Source organism: Pseudomonas sp. PP3 (assembly GCF_905336995.1).
Taxonomy (GTDB): domain Bacteria; phylum Pseudomonadota; class Gammaproteobacteria; order Pseudomonadales; family Pseudomonadaceae; genus Aquipseudomonas; species Aquipseudomonas reinekei.
Genome location: NZ_HG995459.1, coordinates 4409579 through 4429456, shown reverse-complemented (window position 1 = coordinate 4429456; position 19878 = coordinate 4409579). Strand labels below are relative to the sequence as shown.

The 19878-nt window shown below is 54.4% G+C and carries 20 protein-coding genes; 13 read left to right on the top strand and 7 right to left on the bottom strand.

Going from position 1 to position 19878, the window contains the following annotated elements; translation table 11 throughout:
* The first annotated feature begins 153 nt into the window (after positions 1-153).
* The 3 genes from KHO07_RS20215 to fabF all read left to right on the top strand — a co-directional run bounded on the left by KHO07_RS20215 (position 154) and on the right by fabF (position 2798).
* Complete coding sequence (locus tag KHO07_RS20215; protein WP_212625318.1) at positions 154-489, top strand: helix-hairpin-helix domain-containing protein; 336 nt, start codon at positions 154-156, stop codon at positions 487-489.
* Between the two features lie 208 nt (positions 490-697).
* Entirely contained in the window at positions 698-1492 is a 795-nt protein-coding gene (locus tag KHO07_RS20210) for an SDR family oxidoreductase (RefSeq protein WP_212625317.1), read from the top strand.
* A 31-nt stretch (positions 1493-1523) separates the two neighbouring features.
* Positions 1524-2798: a beta-ketoacyl-ACP synthase II gene (gene fabF, locus KHO07_RS20205; protein ID WP_212625316.1), complete on the top strand. Its 1275-nt coding sequence runs from the start codon at positions 1524-1526 to the stop codon at positions 2796-2798.
* Here the strand turns inward: fabF and KHO07_RS20200 are convergent.
* Positions 2779-3351: a TetR/AcrR family transcriptional regulator gene (locus tag KHO07_RS20200; protein WP_150732423.1), complete on the bottom strand. Its 573-nt coding sequence runs from the start codon at positions 3349-3351 to the stop codon at positions 2779-2781. The genes fabF and KHO07_RS20200 overlap by 20 nt on opposite strands.
* 176 nt (positions 3352-3527) lie before the next feature.
* Here KHO07_RS20200 and KHO07_RS20195 point away from each other — a divergent pair, with 176 nt between their 5' ends.
* Positions 3528-4379: a DUF1989 domain-containing protein gene (locus KHO07_RS20195; RefSeq protein WP_212625315.1), complete on the top strand. Its 852-nt coding sequence runs from the start codon at positions 3528-3530 to the stop codon at positions 4377-4379.
* Between the two features lie 125 nt (positions 4380-4504).
* Here KHO07_RS20195 and KHO07_RS20190 read toward each other — a convergent pair whose 3' ends face one another.
* Positions 4505-4672 (bottom strand): DUF2897 family protein, encoded by a 168-nt coding sequence (locus tag KHO07_RS20190; RefSeq protein WP_150732426.1) that lies wholly within the window; start codon positions 4670-4672, stop codon positions 4505-4507.
* A 141-nt stretch (positions 4673-4813) separates the two neighbouring features.
* Positions 4814-6178, bottom strand: a complete 1365-nt coding sequence (eat, locus tag KHO07_RS20185) for an ethanolamine permease (protein ID WP_212625314.1) — start codon at positions 6176-6178, stop codon at positions 4814-4816.
* Between the two features lie 462 nt (positions 6179-6640).
* Between eat and KHO07_RS20180 the strand changes: the two genes are divergently transcribed.
* The 6 genes from KHO07_RS20180 to KHO07_RS20155 all read left to right on the top strand — a co-directional run bounded on the left by KHO07_RS20180 (position 6641) and on the right by KHO07_RS20155 (position 11405).
* Entirely contained in the window at positions 6641-6874 is a 234-nt protein-coding gene (locus KHO07_RS20180; protein WP_212625313.1) for a phosphopantetheine-binding protein, read from the top strand.
* Positions 6875-7012: 138 nt separating this feature from the next.
* Entirely contained in the window at positions 7013-7975 is a 963-nt protein-coding gene (locus KHO07_RS20175) for a lysylphosphatidylglycerol synthase transmembrane domain-containing protein (RefSeq protein ID WP_212625312.1), read from the top strand.
* 16 nt (positions 7976-7991) lie between these two features.
* On the top strand, positions 7992-8750 hold the full coding sequence (locus KHO07_RS20170; RefSeq protein ID WP_212627665.1) for a class I SAM-dependent methyltransferase: 759 nt from the start codon (positions 7992-7994) through the stop codon (positions 8748-8750).
* Positions 8751-8926: 176 nt separating this feature from the next.
* A complete protein-coding gene (locus tag KHO07_RS20165) occupies positions 8927-9877 on the top strand; it encodes a glycosyltransferase family 2 protein (RefSeq protein ID WP_212625311.1) in 951 nt (316 codons plus the stop codon).
* A 2-nt stretch (positions 9878-9879) separates the two neighbouring features.
* Positions 9880-10776: a DapH/DapD/GlmU-related protein gene (locus tag KHO07_RS20160; protein ID WP_212625310.1), complete on the top strand. Its 897-nt coding sequence runs from the start codon at positions 9880-9882 to the stop codon at positions 10774-10776.
* The gene (locus KHO07_RS20155; RefSeq protein ID WP_212625309.1) at positions 10773-11405 is read left to right on the top strand and encodes a hypothetical protein; all 633 of its coding nucleotides are present in this window, start codon (positions 10773-10775) and stop codon (positions 11403-11405) included. The genes KHO07_RS20160 and KHO07_RS20155 overlap by 4 nt, the downstream gene beginning before the upstream one ends.
* Positions 11406-11536: 131 nt before the next feature.
* On the opposite strand, the gene rffA is transcribed toward KHO07_RS20155, so the two are convergent.
* From rffA to rfbB, 4 genes are all read right to left on the bottom strand, one after another.
* Positions 11537-12676 carry a dTDP-4-amino-4,6-dideoxygalactose transaminase gene (rffA, locus tag KHO07_RS20150; protein WP_212625308.1) on the bottom strand — a complete coding sequence of 380 codons (1140 nt, stop codon included), beginning with the start codon at positions 12674-12676 and terminating at the stop codon, positions 11537-11539.
* A 144-nt stretch (positions 12677-12820) separates the two neighbouring features.
* Positions 12821-13690 (bottom strand): dTDP-4-dehydrorhamnose reductase, encoded by an 870-nt coding sequence (gene rfbD, locus KHO07_RS20145; RefSeq protein ID WP_212625307.1) that lies wholly within the window; start codon positions 13688-13690, stop codon positions 12821-12823.
* 55 nt (positions 13691-13745) lie between these two features.
* Entirely contained in the window at positions 13746-14627 is an 882-nt protein-coding gene (gene rfbA / locus KHO07_RS20140; protein WP_212625306.1) for a glucose-1-phosphate thymidylyltransferase RfbA, read from the bottom strand.
* On the bottom strand, positions 14624-15706 hold the full coding sequence (gene rfbB, locus KHO07_RS20135; protein WP_212625305.1) for a dTDP-glucose 4,6-dehydratase: 1083 nt from the start codon (positions 15704-15706) through the stop codon (positions 14624-14626). The genes rfbA and rfbB overlap by 4 nt, the downstream gene beginning before the upstream one ends.
* A gap of 271 nt (positions 15707-15977) precedes the next feature.
* Between rfbB and kdpF the strand changes: the two genes are divergently transcribed.
* Genes kdpF through kdpB form a run of 3 tightly spaced genes read left to right on the top strand, consistent with a single transcriptional unit; the run spans position 15978 to position 19838 of the window.
* Positions 15978-16067, top strand: a complete 90-nt coding sequence (gene kdpF / locus KHO07_RS20130; protein ID WP_007899818.1) for a K(+)-transporting ATPase subunit F — start codon at positions 15978-15980, stop codon at positions 16065-16067.
* 8 nt (positions 16068-16075) lie between these two features.
* Entirely contained in the window at positions 16076-17770 is a 1695-nt protein-coding gene (gene kdpA / locus KHO07_RS20125) for a potassium-transporting ATPase subunit KdpA (RefSeq protein WP_212625304.1), read from the top strand.
* Between the two features lie 10 nt (positions 17771-17780).
* Complete coding sequence (gene kdpB / locus KHO07_RS20120) at positions 17781-19838, top strand: potassium-transporting ATPase subunit KdpB (RefSeq protein WP_212625303.1); 2058 nt, start codon at positions 17781-17783, stop codon at positions 19836-19838.
* Positions 19839-19878 lie beyond the last annotated feature (40 nt).

Below are 19878 nucleotides of genomic sequence, written 5' to 3'. Positions count from 1 at the left end.
TCAATGTGAGAGAAGGAGAGATCAACTTTTTGACGCTCGCTGATTCCTCACACTCTGTTACCACCTCAATTTTGACAACGCTCATCCAGTGCCTAAATTAAGGAAGCAGCTTCGGAAAGCTGCTTCCAAAATCAATGTCATGGAGCGTCATTTATGCGTACAGGCTTTATCTCTTCCTTGGTTTTTGCCCTACTCACCACTCTCTCAGCTGCAGGGATTGCAGCGCCTGCGGCAAAGTCGGAGGGTGAAACTGCTCCGATGGCACATCAGGTGTCAACAAAAGAGCAAATCGGTAAGATTAATTTGAATTCTGCCGATGCACCCACCTTGCAACGCGAGTTGGCCGGTGTGGGAGAGGCCAAGGCCAAGGCGATTGTTGCGTATCGTGAAACCAATGGACCTTTTGCGTCCATTGACGAACTGCTCGAGGTGAAGGGAATTGGCAAAGCCATTCTGGATAAAAATCGCGAGAAGCTAGAGGTGAACTAAGCTTGTAAGTCAGCGCCAGGGGCCGGTCATTGATCGGCCTTTTTGCATTCTGGCCACAGCTGCGAGGATTTGCCTTTTGTCGGCTCTATTTAAATTATGGCTATCATACGCTGCTTAAATTATGCCTATAATTAATTCGATTTCCGTCGAAGCGTCCTGAGCCTCAGGCGCTTGGCTTTCCCTTCAAGCATTTCCCTGGAGCATAGTCATGACTTCTACTCAGTCCCAAGGCACGGCCCTCGTCACTGGTGCATCTTCCGGTATCGGCGCGGTGTATGCGCAGCGTCTGGCGGCGCGTGGTTTTGATCTGTTGCTGGTCGCTCGCGATCAGCAGCGGCTGGAGGAAGCGGCGAGCACGTTGCGGGATGAGTACGGTGTTCAGGTCGAAGTGTTGAAAGCGGACCTGACGCAGAAGGACGACGTGCTCAAGCTTGAGCAGCGTCTGCGCAGCGATTCCAGCATCAGCCTGCTGCTGAACAATGCGGGTGTCGCGGCGGATGGCTTGTTGGCCAATGCCGATACCGACCTGCTGGAGCGAATGATTCAGCTGAACGTCACGGCGGTCACTCGTTTGGCCTCGGCGGCAGCAGCCAGTTTTGCCAAGGCTGGCCGCGGCACGATTATCAATATTGCGTCGGTGGTGGCGTTGTTCCCCGAGCGTTTCAATGCCACTTACAGCGCCAGCAAGGCTTATGTGTTGAGCCTGACTCAATCCTTGAACGCCGAGCTCGATGGCACCGGGGTCAAGGTTCAGGCTGTGCTGCCCGGCGTGACGCGTACCGAAATCTGGGAGCGCTCCGGAATCGACGCTACGCAGATTCCGGCGGAGATGGTCATGGAAGCGGGTGAAATGGTCGACGCGTCGTTGTCGGGCCTGGATCAAGGTGAGCTGGTGACCATTCCGTCACTGCCAAATGCTGCCGACTGGGATGCTTTTGTCGCGGCACGTCTGGTCATGGCACCGAACCTTTCCAAAAGCCAGGCCGCTGCGCGTTACAAATGAGCGCCGTCAATCGGCATGAGGTAGTTGCGGTATGAGTGATCGTCGAGTGGTTGTAACGGGGATGGGCCTGGTGTCTCCGCTGGGTAACGGGGTCGAAGCGGTCTGGGCACGCCTGTTGGCCGGGCGTTCCGGGTTGCGCAACCTGCCGGATGCGGTGGTCGCCGATTTACCGGCCAAGGTCGGTGGTGCGGTGCCGACTGTGGCGGACGATGCCGAAGCGGGGTTCGACCCGGACCGGGCAACGCCGCCCAAAGAACAGAAGAAGATGGACCGTTTCATTCTGTTCGCCATGGAAGCGGCGCGTCAGGCGTTGGAGCAGGCCGGTTGGCAGGCGCAGACTGCCGACGCCCAGGAACGTACGGCGACCATTATCGGCTCGGGTGTGGGTGGTTTCGGTGCGATTGCCGATGCCGTGCGCACAACAGACAGCCGTGGCCCACGGCGTTTGTCACCGTTCACCATTCCATCGTTTCTGGTCAACCTGGCAGCGGGGCACGTGTCGATTCAGCACGGTTTCAAGGGGCCGTTGGGTGCGCCGGTGACGGCGTGTGCCGCCGGGGTGCAGGCGATCGGCGATGCGGCGCGATTGATTCGTTCCGGTGAAGCGGATATCGCGGTGTGTGGTGGTACCGAAGCGGCGATCGACCGGGTCAGTCTTGCCGGCTTTGCAGCGGCGCGTGCGTTGTCCAGTGGTTACAACGACACCCCGGAGCGCGCCTCGCGGCCGTTCGACAGTGGGCGCGATGGCTTCGTCATGGGGGAGGGCTCGGGCTTGCTGGTGATCGAGTCACTGGAACACGCCTTGGCCCGAGGTGCCCAACCGCTGGCGGAGCTGGTGGGTTACGGCACCACCGCAGATGCGTATCACCTGACCGCAGGCCCGGAGGATGGCAGTGGTGCACGTCGCGCGATGTCGCTGGCGTTGGCTCAGGCCGGTATCTCGCCGGAACAGGTTCAGCATCTGAATGCCCATGCGACCTCAACACCGGTTGGGGATCTCGGAGAGTTGGCGGCGATCAAGTCGTTGTTCGGTGCGGATAACAAGATTGCGGTGACATCGACCAAATCGGCAACCGGGCATTTGCTTGGTGCGGCGGGGGGGATTGAAGCGATCTTCACCCTGTTGGCAATTAGGGACCAGATCGTACCGGCGACCCTGAATTTCGATAATCCGGACCCTGCCGCCGAAGGCGTGGACATTGTTCACGGTAAAGCCAGGCCGATGAACATCGAGTACGCATTGTCCAACGGCTTTGGCTTTGGCGGGGTGAATGCCAGCGTGTTGTTCAAACGCTGGAAGGACTAGTCTCGGACTGGTTCAAGTGGGTGCGCGTGACGTCGAGAATCTGCTGGGCCAGCTCGCGGTTCTCGACACTGCGCGAAAGCAGCAAAGCACCCACCAGTGTCGACATGATGACGATGCTGCGCTCTACCGTGTTTTCACCCGCAAGCGTGTCCTGAATTTGTTGAAGGCGCGCATTCAGCACCACATCGGAAGTGGGACTCGGCTGCCCGCGCATGCCGAGTTCCGACGACATGGTCGGCAGCGGGCACCCTTCATGGGGCGAGGTCTGGTGCCATTCGGACAAGTAGGTATTGATGAATACTTCCAGCGGGCGATCCGAAGCGAATATCTGGGCACATAACCCATCCACCTGTTTGCCTGCTTCTTGCAGCGCCTTTTCCACCAGTTCGTCCTTGGACTTGAAGTGCGAATAAAAGCCACCGTGAGTCAAGCCCAGCGCCTTCATCAATGGTTGCAGGCCGGTCGCGCCGATACCGTCACGGCGAAAGCGTTCTGAAGCTTCCTTGATGATGCGTTGGTGGGTCTGGGCTTTATGGTCCTGCGAGTAACGCATCTGATATCTCCACATCAATGCCCCCCATAGTAACCAATGAAAATTGGATGGTGACTGTACTTCTACTTCTAAAAAGCATGCAGATGCGTGGATCTTGGTTCGAACGCGTTCGAGTCCTGGCACGAATAGTGATTACTCTGGTTGCATCTTCACATCACTGATCGAGGGGTACTTGCATGTACAAAGACTATCCGGCGGCCTATCAAGTGAGCAAAGGTTCGGCCCTGCAGGTGGACAAAGCGTTCTATGAGCGGGTGCGCGATGCGAAGGACGCACGCACGCTGATCGAGTCGTTCGAAGTGCCGATCCGCACCGGTCGCGCCTGGAAGGTTCCCGCCGGGCATGTGTTCAGGGTCACGACGCCTGTTGGCCCGCAAGTGGGTGACTTCAACGTCTGGAATGCCCACGATCCCCGCGAACGGTTGTGGGCGTCACGTACCCGGCAGCTGCAAGGCGCCCATGTCAGCACTCACGATCGACTGTGGTCGAACCTGCCGTTTCTGCGACCGTTGGTAACCATCACCGATGACAGCCTGGCCGGCTATGGCATCGATGAACACGGCGGTCGCCTGCACGATTTGCTCGGCACGCGCTGTGATCCCTATGTGAATAAAATGCTCACTGGCGAAGACTTCCATCATCACTGTCACTCCAACCTGACCCGTGCGGTATTGCCCCACGGCCTGACCGAATTCGATGTGCATGACGTGCTGAACATTTTCCAGTGCACGGGCCTGAACCACGACGACATGTACTTCATGAAAGCTTGTCCGGCGCAGAAGGGTGACTATCTGGAGTTTTTTGCCGAGATCGATCTGCTGTGCGCGCTCTCGACCTGTCCGGGCGGAGACTTGTCACTGGCGATGTGGGGGCCGGACGCGCAGGATCCGCTAAGCGTGTGTCGCCCGCTTGGGGTGGAGATTTATCGGTTGGAGGATTCGTTGCTTAAGGGCTGGAGTCAGCCGGAACGCGCGGCCTATAAAGGACTCCATGGCTTGCACATTGCCAAGGCCGATTGGGAGAAATAGAAACGCTTTTGTGGCGAGGGAGCTTGCTCCCGCTCGACCGCGCAGCGGGCGCAAAAAATGTGCGAGGGACTTCAAGGGCCGCTGCGCGACCCAGCGGGAGCAAGCTCCCTCGCCACAGTTGTTTGTCAGCGGTCCTGCGCTTCCTTGGCGTCCGCTTCCGCGTTGCGTTCGGCGACGCGTTTGCGCTGTTCATCGGTCAGCTCAACCTTGTTGGCGGTGTCACGCAGCATCATCAAACCGCCAACGATAGAGCCAATGGCTATCACCAGAATTAACCAGGCATACCAGGGCATGGGACTCTCCTTGAAGGCAGGTCACATGGCGAAGGTTTCGCCATGTGCTCGTGCATATCATTTTGAGCGATGTGATTTCCCAAGGGTTCCATCGCAATGACTCCATTCTATGCCTGATATGCCAGGATCACCCGTGCTGCATCACAGACCGGTCAACATCGCATCCGCCGGTGCGTCCGCACGCAGTTGCGCCGTGAGCATGAAGTACACGAAACCCACCGCCATGAACGCGAGGAAGATCAGCCCGATCAGCGTGTTGAACCAGGCCATGGCCACCAGGCACACCACTGCCAGCAGCAGTGCAATGAACGGCACCAGTGGGTAGCAGGGCGCGCGGAATGTGCGCTCCAGGTTCGGTTCGGTTTTACGCAGTTTGAACAGGCTGAGCATGCTCATGATGTACATCACGATGGCGCCGAACACCGCCATGGTGATCATCGCCGCCGTCAGCGTCATGCCGCCGAGATTGATCAGGCCATCGCTGTAGATCGCCGCGATGCCGATCACGCCGCCGGCAATGATCGCCCGGTGCGGTGTCTGGAAGCGTGACAACTTGGCCAGCGACGCCGGCAAGTAACCCGCGCGGGCCAGGGCGAAGAATTGCCGCGAGTAACCGAGGATGATTCCGTGGAAGCTTGCGACCAGGCCGAACAGGCCGATCCACACCAACATGTGCAGCCAGCCGGAGTTTTCACCGACCACGGTTTTCATTGCTTGTGGCAGCGGGTCGTTGATGTTCGACAGGGTGCGCCAGTCGCCGACGCCGCCGGCAAAGAACATCACGCCCATGGCCAGCACCACCAGTGTCAGGATGCCGCTGATGTAGGCCTTTGGAATGGTGCGCTTCGGGTCCTTGGCTTCTTCGGCAGCCATGGCCGCGCCTTCGATGGCAAGGAAGAACCAGATCGCAAACGGGATCGCCGCGAACATTCCGGCAATCGCCGGTGCGCCGAACACATCGGACCCGGCCCAGCCGTTGAGGGCAAAGTTGCTGAAGCTGAAGGCCGGCGCCACCACGCCCATGAACACCAGCAACTCCGCCACGGCCAGTACACAGACCACCAGTTCAAAGGTTGCCGCCAGCTTCACACCAAGAATGTTCAGCCCCATGAACACGATGTAGGCACCGACCGCCGCGTGCTTTGGGTCGAGGGCGGGAAATTGCACATTGAGGTAGGCACCAATGGCCAACGCGATGGCCGGCGGGGCGAAGACGAATTCGATTAGGGTGGCCAGCCCGGCGATCAATCCGCCTTTCTCGCCAAAGGCCCGACGACTGTAGGCAAACGGCCCGCCCGCATGGGGAATGGCGGTGGTCAGCTCGGTAAAGCTGAAGATGAAACAGGTGTACATGGTGGCGACCATGAATGAGGTCACCAGAAAACCCTGCGTGCCGGCAACGCCCCAGCCATAACTCCAGCCGAAATACTCCCCGGAAATCACCAGCCCGACCGCAATGCCCCACAGGTGTAGCGTTCCCAGCGTGGGTTTGAGTTGTGTGTTCATGCGTTTGCTCCCTGAACGGATTGGAAAGCTCGGGGGAGGGCGTTTGCAGTGGGCGTGCCAGTGTTGTGATGGCAGTCGTAAAGGGCTTAAAGCTGTCGTATCAAGGATGATAGACTCTAATTTTCTACATTTCGCGCACTAGTTGAGGGCAGGGCGGAGGGGCGTGCCATGTGCCCGTGCAGGTTCCAGTCGTTGGCTGCAAGTATCTATGACCCGCGGTTTACCCGACAGGAGGAAACTATGCATTTGAGCGGCGAACAAGGTGGGTACCAATCAATCGGAATGGTCAATTCGTAATTGACGATCAATGATGGTTTGATTAAGGGATAGCCATTGCATTTTTCTCCCGGTGTTCCTCGAACGGAAAATGTGGCAAAATCCTTCCAAAAACAAGCTGTCATCATGTTTGTTAGTATTAAATAGTTCTCAACATGCAAAAAAATCAATTAGGAGTGGGCTTGCGTGGTCGATATTAAGAAAATTGTTATTAAAGCTATTTCCGATGCGTCGGTGCCGAATGCTGAAAAGCTTCGCGAGGATATAAGCCTTACGGATCAAGGTGTTGATTCCTTGGGGATGTTTACCATTGTGATGAATGTCCAAGATTCATGCGGAATTGAAATTCCAGACAGTGATCTTGATAAGGTTAGGTCAATTAATGAGTTTGTTGATTATTTAAGTGATAGGCTTGTCTGAAAGAATGGTATAGGCCAGTGCATGCTGGCTTATACTACGTACTATCTCTAATGGTGGTCTAGTTTTGCTTTTTTATTTTGTCCATGTTTGGGGCTTAATTCCGCCCGTCGATGATGTCTGCACTCTTGAGCATTCATAATGCCTGCAATTATAGCCAAATTATTTGTCGCCCTTGCCATTGGCATTTTTTTGATCTTCAGGTTTGATATAAAGCTCGAAAGTTTAGTTGCAGAGATTTCTAATTGGTATTTTATTTTGGTTGCGGCTGTGATCCCGCTGACGTTAAGTACTTTTCTCTCCGTCCATCGATGGCAAGTTTTTTTGCGGCTTAATGGAATACATGAACGCCTGATTACGCTTTGGAAAATTAACCTTCTATCCCAGTTTCAGGGTTTGATTCTGCCTTCATCGCAAGGGGCTGATGCTTTTCGAATTTTCTACATAGAGCAACGGAACCCGCAAAAACGTGGTGCTGCGGGTAGCACGGTTGTAGTGGAGAGAATGATGGGGCTGCTTGTGCTCTGTGCATTCACTATTGTAGCGCTGCCATTTCTACCGGTGTCAGGCGATTATTCATTACTTGTAACTCTCGTTGCGATTATAAGTTTGGGCGCGGTAACAGCGCAGTTCATTCTAGTAAGTGAGAGGATTCACTGCTGGTACAGCGGTTTTCAGTCTCGATATCAAATTATCCAAAAGATAATGAGTTATGCTGAAAAGCTTCACGCCGGAGCAATTAACTTTCCTTACAAAAAAGCGCTGTTGCCCTCTATTGTTCTGATAAGTTGTTATCAAGGTTCGCTTATCTCCGTGGTTTACTTTGTTTTTCGTGCCTACGGCTACGATATTCCTTTTATGCAACATTTTGCCCTTTATCCGGTTATCGCTATTTTGACATTAGTCCCGATTACCATCGGTGGTCTTGGGGTTCGCGAAGGTTTTTTTGTTTATTTTTACTCAATGATAGGCGTTCCTCCTCACATTGCTGTCGGCGTTTCGCTTGTGAACTACTCACTTATGGCCCTTCTCCCGGCAGTATTCGGTGCCGTTGTTTACTTGTGGAGTGGCTTCCGGGAAAATCATCGCTATAAATCAAATTGAATAGAGAGTGGATACGATGAACTCTGGACACAAACCATTCCCCAAGGTTGCTTTTGATTCGCTGGCGTCTTCGGAGGCACGGCACTGGTGGTTTCGAGCCAGAAATCGGCTGATTCTCTGGGTTCTGAAGTCCCGAAACGTCAAATTCCAGAATTTCCTGGAGATTGGTTGTGGTACCGGTTTCGTGTTGGATGGCATCTCTCGAGAGTTTCCAGACGCTGATCTGTTTGGTACGGAGTATTTTGAAGAAGGCTTGGCTCATGCACGCCGACGCATTCCATCGGCTAGCTTTGAACAGATGGACGCTCGACTCATGAGCGATGCCGATCGCTACGATATGATTGGCGCGTTTGATGTGATAGAGCATATCGATGAAGATGAAACGGTACTCACCAATATTTCTCGAGCCCTTCGAAAAGGGGGGCACCTACTGATTACTGTGCCGCAGCATCGTTGGTTGTGGTCAGAGGCGGATGAGCGGGCTTGTCATGTGCGCCGTTACACTCGCAAAGAGTTGGTTGACAGGGTTCATAAAGCAGGACTGGACGTGCAGTACGTAACGTCGTTCGTGAGCTTGCTGGTACCTTTGATGTGGCTATCACGCCAGAGAGGCGGACAAAAAAACGCGGAAAAGAACAGCGAATTTGATATTTCCGATACAACCAATCGGATACTGGAGTTTGTTATGAAGGTGGAGCTTAAGTTAATACAATTAGGCATTCGCCTACCATTTGGTGGATCGGTTTTGTTACTGGCGAAAAAAGTCACCTCTTAGGTCGGAAGTATATTGGCAAGATTCCGTTCCGGGACTTTTGCCGACCGACTGGGGGCGTGCGCGCAGAACAAAGTCAGCCCTTCTACAGAAGCAATATCCATTACAATGACTCGGTTTTGAACTGAGGTGGCCAGCCTAATCAGTGACAAAATCGGAACATCGAGATGAGGCCTAACGTGGTAAACAATGTCGTTTCTATCAGCCTCGTTGTACCCGTTTTTCGAAGCGGGAGCACGCTGGCTATCTTTTACGAGAGAGCCAGCCAGGTGCTGCAAAAAATTTGCAACGACTGGGAAATAATTCTTGTTGATGATGCTAGCCCGGATGAAACATGGTCAGTTGCGTTGGCGCTACGGGAGCAAGATTCGCGTGTCAAAGTTATTCGTTTTGCAAAAAACAAGGGGCAGCAGCACGCTACGCTTTGCGGCTTGGGTTATGCTAGCAAACGCTATGTTGTAACCATTGATGACGATTTACAATGTTATCCAGAAGACTTGCCTTTATTTATTGAGCAATTAGTTGCTGGTAAACACGTTGTTATTGGGAAAATTCCAGTCGCTGAGAAGAAACACAGTGTATGGCGCAATGTGGCTTCCCAACTTAATCAAAAATTAGTCAGCCGGATAATGGGAAAACCAACCGGCTTTTCACTTTCCAGCTATCGAGCAATGAGCTTGGCGGTGGTCAGGCAATTAGTGAAATACCAAGGGTCGCATCCGCATATTGCCGCGATGATTTTCAATTCGGTGCCGGTTTCGATGATGGCCAATGTATCTATTCGCCATTCTGCTCGGGCAGATGGAGAATCCAGTACTTACACATTTGGGAAGTTGTTCAAGACAATTTCTTTTTTGATCGTGAATTATTCATTATTGCCACTGCGTTACGTTTCGATTTGGGGTTTTATCGTAAGTATCTCGAGCATCTTGTTTGCTGTTTTCATAACACTGAGAACTCTATTTACAGATCATGCTGTTCCGGGATGGGCCTCGTTGGCAATTTTGATCTCATTCCTGACGGGAAATATATTATTGGCATTGGGTATTCAGGGGGAATATCTAGGCAGGCTTGTAGAGAATGCGACGAATCTTAGTCAGTTTCCGATTATCGAAGAACACTTGGAATGATCATGAAATCCAGATATCAAGCACATGATTACTTTTCGAGCGAAAGCGTCCTCAATAGCGGCGGATTTGTATATCTAGATGAAATTGATGCCGTACTTCCTGAGTCGCTTGTTTACTGCCAAAATTTGCACTATCTACAAGTCGCGCTAGCTACCAGTAACGTCTCATGTATTTTATGCCCAAACTCTCTCAGGGGTGAAAGCCTGACGACGGAAAAAACATTAATTTTTTGTGATGACCCACGGACGGAGTTCTTCCGTCTTTATCAAAAAATGGCTCTGGTTATCGACGGTAGAGCGACAGATCAGCCAGTCATGGGAGAAAATTGTAAAATTCACCCGAGCGCGGTTATCTCTCCTCGCGCACGACTCGGCGATCATGTCGAAGTGTCGGCCAACGCGGTTATTGAAGACAATGTGGTCATTGAGGACAATGTTTACATTGGGTCTAATGCAGTCCTCGGTGCAGAAGGGCTTATCACGCTGCGTGACGATTGCGGCGTTCTGATGACTGTTAAACACCAAGGTGGTGTGAAGATTGGAGCAGGCTGCCAGATCTTGGCAGGTGCGGTAATTGCTAAAGCGCTGTTTCAAACGCCTACGACGATCGAAGAAAATTGTCAGATTGGAATAATGACCAATATCGGCCATGGCGCTGTCATCGGAAGAAACTCTGTAATTTCTGGCAATACGGTTATTGCCGGTAGGACCCGAGTGGGAACGGGAGTATGGATGGGAACATCTTGCTCCGTGGCCCAAGGGCTGATCATTGGTGATGGCGCACAAATAAAGATGGGCTCCGTAGTCATCAACAATATAGGGGATGGGGCTGTCGTTTCCGGAAATTTTGCCATCAGTCACCGGGCTAATATGACCGCGCATCTAAGGAAATTACAGTGATTACATCTAAAGAATTGTCGCTATGCTTAAAAGGTAGTAGAGAATATATTCAGGGTGCGAATATGTTAATTGCTTCGATGGAAGCTGTCGCACAAAGGGCGCAAGGAAAGTCAATTCAAAATTTGAATTTTTCCATTAACAAAATGACGGCAAAAAATCTTGTATTTAGTTGGTGGGAGAAAGGCCAGCCTTTGGCCGTACACAGAGAACCTATCGCCACCTGCTTTTTTGATTTAGAAGGCGTTCCTTATGAGGGTGGGCTTGTTGAGAATAAAGATAGCGTCAAAATGCGAGTTCCTTTTGATGAATCTTTGATTACTAGTCGCTGCGAAATTTCCCCAATTGAGAAAGTGATTAGGCTCATTGATACACCCTCAGGTATTTCTCCGATCGAGATATTAGTTTCAATGAATAAGGCATTGCACTATCAGGTATACACAATACCCGGTGACAGTCAGTGGGTGTTTTGCCGTTGGGAGAGTGCCGCTTGGCCGATAAATGATGAAATGGCTGGTATCACTATCACCCTGGAGCAAAGCTTGGGTACGCGTTTGACGAGAGCTCGTGTTGAGTTGAAAAAAGAGCTGATTGGCAGGATTTACTTCAGTGCTCGTAACTCAGGGACTTAACCCAGATCCTATCGGTCTCCTATTCAGGTATGCATAGTATTTTTGTTTGTGGTTCCGAATCGGACTTCTCTACGCCCGGTGCCTAGTTTTGTATGGGCACCGGAAGCAGAGGCCTTTTTTTAATCAGCGAATTATTTAGCAGCCTCCAGTAAGCATTCTATGATTTTGTCTTGTTGCACATCGCTTAGGCCTACCCATAACGGCAGTCTAATTAAACATTCCGACTGCCGATGGGTAACGGACAACGAATCATGTGCCCGTCCATAGCGTCGACCGGCCGGTGAAGAATGCAGCGGTACGTAATGAAAAACAGCATCAATCTCATTTTGCTTCAATCTGTTCAGTACCGCTTGCCGATTAGTTTCCGGGTTTAGCAAAACATAATACATATGAGCGTTATGTTTGCATTCTGTGGGAATGATTGGGCGACGCAAGGTGCCTTTGTTTTCGGCCGCGGCCAGCAAACGATGATAACGGTCCCAGCTCGCCAGGCGCCGTGAAGTTATATTTTCCGCCTCTTCCAGTTGAGCCCAAAGAAATGCTGCAATCAGTTCACCCGGTAGGTAAGAAGAGCCCACTTCCTGCCAAGTGTACTTATCGATCTCTCCACGAAAAAATCGACTACGGTCCGTTCCTTTTTCACGAATGATTTCAGCACGCAATGCCAAGGCAGGATCTTTGACCAATAGGGCCCCACCCTCGCCAGAAATCACATTCTTGGTTTCGTGAAAGCTGAAAGCCCCCAGATCACCAATACTTCCCAATGCCTGTCCTTTATAGCTCGCCATGACACCTTGGGCGGCATCTTCCACAACTTTCAAGCCATGACGACGGGCGATCTCGAGAATGGCGTCCATCTCGCAAGCGACCCCGGCGTAATGGACGGCGACAATTGCTCTTGTGCGAACTGTAATGGCTGCCTCAATCAGTTGCTCATCGAGATTCAAAGTGTCTTCCCGTATATCCACGAATACAGGAACTGCGCCCCTTAAAACAAAAGCGTTTGCAGTGGAGACAAAGGTATAAGAAGGCATGATGACTTCGTCACCGGGCTGAATATTTAGCAGTAAAGCGGCCATTTCGAGCGCTGCAGTACATGAATGCGTAAGTAGGGCTTTTGCTGATCCGGTGTTTTCTTCTAGCCAGCTGTGGCACTTCTTCGTGAAGGGGCCGTCCCCTGCCAATTTATTGCCTAGCTTTGCTTGTTCAATGTAATCAAATTCCCGGCCAGTCATATAAGGTCGGTTGAACTGGATCTTTTCGATGCTCACGTAACGCTCCGGGCCGCTAAAATTTTTGACGTTATAAACAGTTGACAGTTGCGTAGATTCTGAAGGCTAGCAATTCAGGCTTTAATCACAATGGCGATCAAAGGCAAGTTTTTAAGGGCAGTTCTCAGCTTCTTCAATCATATACTAGGCTTGCGCTGCCAGACACTCGTGCAACGCGTCCTGCCATTTAGGTTGACCTACGCTCCATTCACGCTGCAAGCGACTGCAATCGAGGTGCGAGTTAAGCGGTCGAACGGCCGCGGTCGGATACTCGCTGGAAGGAATGGGAAGCAAGTTCGCGCAAGGTTTGCCCTGTTGGCGCAAAGCTTCGCCAATGGCTTGAGCGAAGCCGAACCAAGAGGTTTCTCCGCGTGCGGTCAGGTGATACGTACCCCATTTACCGGCGCCACCCGTCTGCCAGCGCTCAATGATCTTGTGAGTGCTATCGGCTACAGTACCTGCCCAGGTCGGTGACCCGATCTGATCGGAAACAATGCGCAACTCTTTTTCTTCTTGCATCAGGCGCTGCATCGTCAGCAGGAAATTGCGCCCATGTGTTGAATAGACCCAACTGGTACGCAGGATAAGGTATTTTCCAGCCACCTCTGTGATAGCGAGCTCACCAGCCAGTTTGCTTGTGCCATAGACATTCAATGGGTGGGGAATATCATCCTCTGTGTATGTCCCTGCCTTACTGCCGTCAAAGACATAATCCGTAGAGTAGTGAATGAGCGGTATGTCGAGTACTCGTGCTTCTTCGGCAAGGATGCCGGGTGCAACAGCGTTGATGGCAAAGGCGGTTTGCGGTTCGCTCTCAGCCCGATCCACCGCTGTGTAAGCCGCGGCGTTGATGATCAGGTCAGGACACAGGCTGCGAATCTGCTGGCGAATTTGCTCTGGCTGCGCTAGATCGAGCTGATCACGACCAGGTGCAAACAGCTTGTTTGATGGCGCGAGTCGCAGCTGAAGTTCGCGAGAGACTTGGCCAGTTTGGCCGCAAATGAGAATTTTCACGTCAGTGGATCAGCTCAATTCAAGCGTTTTTAACGCAATGGTCCACGTATTGTAATCAATCACGTGACTGTTCTTCTCCTGCCAGCCTCGCGAGATACTGACCGTAGCCAGTCTTGCCGAAGTAACGGGCACGCTCCAACAACATTTCACGGCTGATCCATGTATTCATGTAAGCAATTTCTTCGAGGCAGGCAATTTTGAGTCCCTGGCGGTGCTCAATCGTCTGCACATATTGAGAGGCCTCGAGCAAACTGTCGTGAGTCCCGGTATCGAGCCAAGCAAAACCGCGCCCAAAGCGTTCGACTTTGAGGTCGCCACGCTTTAGATAGGCATTGTTGATATCAGTGATTTCCAACTCGCCACGCGGTGAAGGTTTGACTGACTTGGCGATTTCGACCACATCGTTGTCGTAAAAATACAAGCCAGTGACCGCATAGCTAGATTTTGGGTTTACCGGCTTTTCTTCAATCGAAACAGCGCGTCCCTCCCGATCGAAATCGACTACGCCGAAACGTTCCGGGTCTTTGACCCAATAGCCGAATATGGTTGCGCCGGATGAGCGCTTGGCTGCATTTTTTAACTGCCCACCAAAGTATGAACCATGGAAAATGTTGTCACCCAGAATCAGGCAAACCGAATCATTGCCTATGAAGTTTTCACCGATGAGAAATGCTTGGGCGAGACCATCTGGTGACGGCTGTTCAGCATAACTAAAACTCAAACCGAACTGGCTGCCGTCACCCAATAAATTCTGGTACTGAGGCAGATCCTGGGGGGGCGAGATCAATAAGATGTCTCGGATCCCGGCTAGCATCAGTACCGAAATCGGATAGTAGATCATCGGTTTGTCGTAAACCGGCAAGAGTTGTTTGGACACGCCCAGGGTTATGGGGTGTAGGCGTGTTCCAGAGCCTCCCGCTAAAACAATACCTTTCATGCGAGCATTTCCTTTGGGTTCAACGCGCCGAGTCGCTCACCTTTGTAACTTCCATCCTGAACTCGGCGACACCATTCCAGATTATTTAAATACCATTGCACTGTCTTGCGCAGGCCGCTGTTGAACGTTTCTTCAGGAACCCAACCCAGTTCGCGTTCGATTTTTCCGGCATCGATTGCGTAACGCAGGTCATGACCAGGGCGATCCTGGACGAATGTGATCAGGTCGGCGTAATGCGCCACACCTTCAGGTTTTTCAGGTGCCAGTTCTTCGAGCAGGGCGCAGATCCCTCGCACCACGTCGATATTCTTTTGTTCGTTGTGCCCTCCGATGTTGTAGGTCTCGCCGACGCTACCCTCGTTGACCACTTTAATCAGCGCCCGGGCATGATCTTCTACGAACAACCAATCGCGTACTTGGAGGCCGTTGCCATATACCGGCAACGGCTTGCCCGCCAAGGCATTGAGTATCACTAGCGGAATCAACTTTTCGGGGAAATGAAAGGGACCGTAGTTGTTCGAGCAGTTGGTCAGTATGACCGGCAGGCCATAGGTGCGGTGCCAGGCACGGACCAAGTGATCGGAAGCGGCTTTGCTGGCGGAGTACGGCGAGCTAGGCGCGTAGGGTGTCGTTTCCGTGAACAGGTCATCCACCCCGTGCAAGTCGCCATAGACTTCGTCGGTGGAAATGTGATGGAACCGGAAGGCGCTCTTTTCTGGCTCGGCAAGCGTATGCCAATAGGCACGTGTCGCCTCCAGAAGGCTGTAGGTGCCAACGATGTTGGTCTGGATGAAATCCGCGGGACCGTCAATGGAACGATCGACGTGCGATTCCGCAGCCAGGTGCATGATTGCATGTGGCTGGAAACTTTCTAACACGGCACTGACGGCTGCCTGATCGATGACATCTGCCTGGACGAATTCATAGCGAGTGTCGTGGGCAATACTGGTCAAGGATTCGAGATTGCCAGCGTATGTCAGCTTGTCCAGATTAAGTACTTCATGGCTGGAGTGGCGAATCAACTCCCGAACCAAAGCAGAGCCAATGAAACCGGCACCGCCGGTGATGAGGATACGCATGTGGACCAGCCTTTTGCAGTGAGCCTATGACACAGAGGTACATAGCTTGTCGGCATGCGTGGGGGAGTGCAATAGAAGCCGTAATCTGATTTTGCCCTTTCAGCCATTATGCCGGCTCCGCGAATAAGGTCCGACATCCTGTAACCCCCGCATAAACCCACTCTTTACGCATTCTTTATGCCCCGCCAACACCCTCGGTCTCGTTCCTTTACACCCTCCCTCCCGACAATGACTCCACACGCGGCAATACGCCGTAACACGGAGAACTTCCATGAGCGTTCTGGACGGGGTGTCACTGCTGTTGGCAGTGGGGCTGTTCATTTATCTGTTGGTTGCGCTGTTGCGCGCGGACCGGAACTAGGAGCGGATATGCACAGTTATGACTATTGGCTGATCCTCGCGTTTTTTGCGGTGGTGTTGGTCCCGGCGCCGTTTCTCGGGCGCTTCTACTACAAGGTCATGGAAGGCCAGCGCACCTGGTTGACGCCGGTTCTCGGCCCGGTGGAGCGCGGCTGCTATCGCGTGGCGGGTGTCGATCCGCAGGCGGAGCAGAGCTGGCAGAAGTACGCGCTGGCCTTGCTCGCGTTCAACCTCGCGGGCTTTTTGCTGTTGTTCGCGATTTTGCTGTTCCAGGATCACTTGCCGCTCAACCCGCAGAATCTGCCGGGCCAGGAGTGGACGCAGGCGTTTAACACTGCCGTCAGTTTCATGACCAATACCAACTGGCAGTCCTACAGCGGTGAAGCATCGCTGAGCTACCTGAGCCAGATGGCCGGCCTCACCGTGCAGAACTTCGTCAGCGCCGCCACCGGCCTCGCCGTGCTGGTTGCGTTGTGCCGCGGTATCGGTCGCAAGTCCAGCCAGTCCCTGGGTAACTTCTGGGTCGACATGACCCGCGCCACCCTCTATGGCCTGCTGCCTCTGTGCCTGCTGCTGGCGCTGTACCTGGTGTGGCAAGGCGTGCCGCAAACCTTCGCGCAATACGTGAATGCGGTGACGATGCAGGGCGTTGATCAAGTGATCCCGCTCGGCCCGGCGGCCAGCCAGATCGCGATCAAACAACTGGGTACCAACGGTGGTGGCTTCTTCGGCGTCAACTCGGCGCATCCGTTCGAGAACCCGACGGCGTGGAGCAACCTGTTCGAGATGGCCTCGATCATCCTGATCCCTGCCGCGCTGGTGTTCACGTTCGGCCATTACGTGAAGGATCTGCGTCAGAGCCGCGCAATCATCGCCTGCATGCTGGCGCTGTTCCTGATTGGCGGCGCGACTTCCATGTGGGCCGAGTACCAACCGAACCCGACCCTGAACAACGCCGCCGTCGAACAGACCGCGCCGCTGGAAGGCAAGGAAGCGCGTTTCGGCACCACCGCCACCGTGCTGTGGTCGGTAACCACCACCGCGGCATCGAACGGTTCGGTCAACGGCATGCACGACAGCCTCAACCCGCTGAGCGGTATGGTCGCACTGGTCAACATGATGGTCGGCGAGGTGATCTTCGGCGGTGTCGGCGCCGGGCTCTACGGCATGTTGCTCAACGTGCTGATCGCGGTGTTCCTCGCCGGGCTGATGATTGGCCGCACGCCGGAATACCTCGGTAAAAAACTGCAAGCCAGGGAAGTACAGTTGTTGGTGGTGACCTTGATGGTCATGCCGATTGGCGTACTGGTGCTGGGCGCAATTGCCGCCAGCCTGCCTGGTCCGGTGGCCTCGGTAACCAATCCCGGCGCCCACGGTTTCAGCCAGTTGCTCTACGCCTACACCTCGGCCGGTGCCAACAACGGTTCGGCGTTCGGTGGCTTCGGCGCCAACACCCCGTTCCACAACCTGATGCTGGGCCTGGGCATGTTGATCGGTCGTTTCGGCTACATCCTCCCGGTACTGGCATTGGCCGGCAGCCTGGCGATGAAGAAACCCGCACCGATCAGTCAGAACAGTTTCCCGACCCACGGCCCGCTGTTCGTGACCCTGCTGACCGTGACCATTTTGCTTGTGGGTGGTTTGACCTTCCTGCCGACTTTGGCACTGGGTCCTATCGCTGAACATTTGAGCATGGGCTTCTAAGGAATCCATCATGAATATGCCTGCAATCAAACCCGCCGCCGCCAAGGCGCCGGAGCAACCGAAAACCGCGTTCTCGGCCTTATGGCGCCCGGCGCTGGTGCAAGCCTTCGTCAAACTCGACCCGCGGCAATTGCAACGTGCGCCGGTGATGCTGGTGGTCGAGCTGACCGCGATCCTGACCACCGTGCTGTGCTTCATTCCCGACACGGCGGTGCCGACGTTCGTCGCCGTGCAAATCGCCGTGTGGCTGTGGTTCACCGTGTTGTTCGCCAACTTTGCCGAGGCCTTGGCCGAAGGGCGCGGCAAGGCCCGCGCCGACAGCCTCAAGGCCGGCAGCGAAGGCTTGAGCGCCCGGCGCAAAACCAGCAGCGGCAGCTTTCAAGTGGTGCCCGCCGCCAGCCTGCGCAAGGGCGATGTGGTGCGCGTCGAAGCGGGGGAAATGATTCCCGGCGACGGCGAAGTGATTGAAGGTATCGCGGCCGTCAACGAAGCGGCGATTACCGGTGAATCGGCGCCGGTGATTCGCGAGTCCGGCGGCGACCGCTCGGCCGTCACCGGTAACACGCGACTGGTGTCTGACTGGCTGCTGGTGAAAATCACCGCCAACCCCGGTGAGTCGACACTGGACCGCATGATCGCCTTGGTCGAAGGCGCCAAACGCCAGAAAACCCCGAACGAAGTGGCGCTCGACATCCTGTTGATCGGCCTGACCCTGATCTTCCTGCTGGTAGTTGTCACGCTGCAACCGTTCGCCCACTTCGCCAACGGCAGCCTGCCGCTGGTGTTCCTGGTGGCGCTGTTGGTCACGCTGATCCCGACCACCATCGGCGGTCTGTTGTCGGCCATCGGGATTGCCGGTATGGACCGTTTGGTGCGCCTGAACGTGATCGCCAAGTCGGGACGTGCGGTGGAAGCGGCGGGTGACGTGCACGTGCTGCTGCTGGACAAGACCGGCACCATCACCTTCGGTAACCGTCGTTGCACTGCAGTGGTTGCGGCCCCGGGTGTGAGCAGCCAGGAGCTGGCTGAAGGTGCGTTGTTCGCCTCGCTGGCCGATGACACCGCGGAGGGCAAATCCATCGTCGAGTACCTGCGTGTTACTCAACCACAGCCTGAACCGGCCGCCGAGTTGTTGACCGCCGTGCCGTTCAGTGCCGAGACGCGTTTGTCCGGTGTCGATTATCACGGGCGCGTCTACCGCAAAGGCGCGGTGGATTCGCTGCTGACCTTTGTCGGCATGAAACGCGCTGATCTGGCCCCGGCCCTGTCGCGGGAAATCGACAAGATCGCGCAAAGTGGCGGTACCCCGTTGCTGGTCTGCGCCGACGGTAAGTTACTGGGGGCGATCCACCTCAAGGACGTGGTCAAGCCCGGTATTCGCGAGCGTTTCGCCGAGTTGCGCAAACTGGGGATTCGCACCGTCATGGTCACCGGCGACAACCCGCTGACCGCCGCCGCCATTGCCGCCGAGGCGGGCGTGGACGATGTGTTGGCCGAAGCCACGCCGGAGAAAAAACTGGCGCGCATCCGTCACGAGCAGAACGACGGTCGCCTGGTCGCCATGTGCGGCGACGGTGCCAACGACGCCCCGGCCCTGGCCCAGGCGGACGTCGGCATGGCGATGAACGACGGCACGCAAGCGGCCCGCGAAGCGGCAAACATGGTCGACCTCGACAGCGATCCGACCAAGCTGCTGGACGTGGTGCAAATCGGCAAGGAATTGCTGGTGACCCGCGGCGCGCTGACCACGTTCTCGATCGCCAACGACGTGGCCAAGTACTTCGCGATTTTGCCGGCGCTGTTTGCGGCGATCTACCCGCAACTCGGTGTCTTGAACGTCATGCACTTGAACAGTCCGCAGAGCGCGATTCTCTCGGCCATCGTGTTTAACGCGCTGATCATTGTGGTGCTGATTCCGTTGGCGCTGCGCGGTGTGCGGGTGCACGCAGCCAGTGCGGCGGCGTTGCTGCGGCGCAATCTGCTGATCTATGGGCTGGGCGGGATTTTGGTGCCGTTCGTGGGTATCAAGGCGATCGACATGCTGTTGACGGCGTTGCATCTGGTTTAGTGGGTAGCGGGTGGCTGGAGAGGGGCTTTTTGTGGCAAGG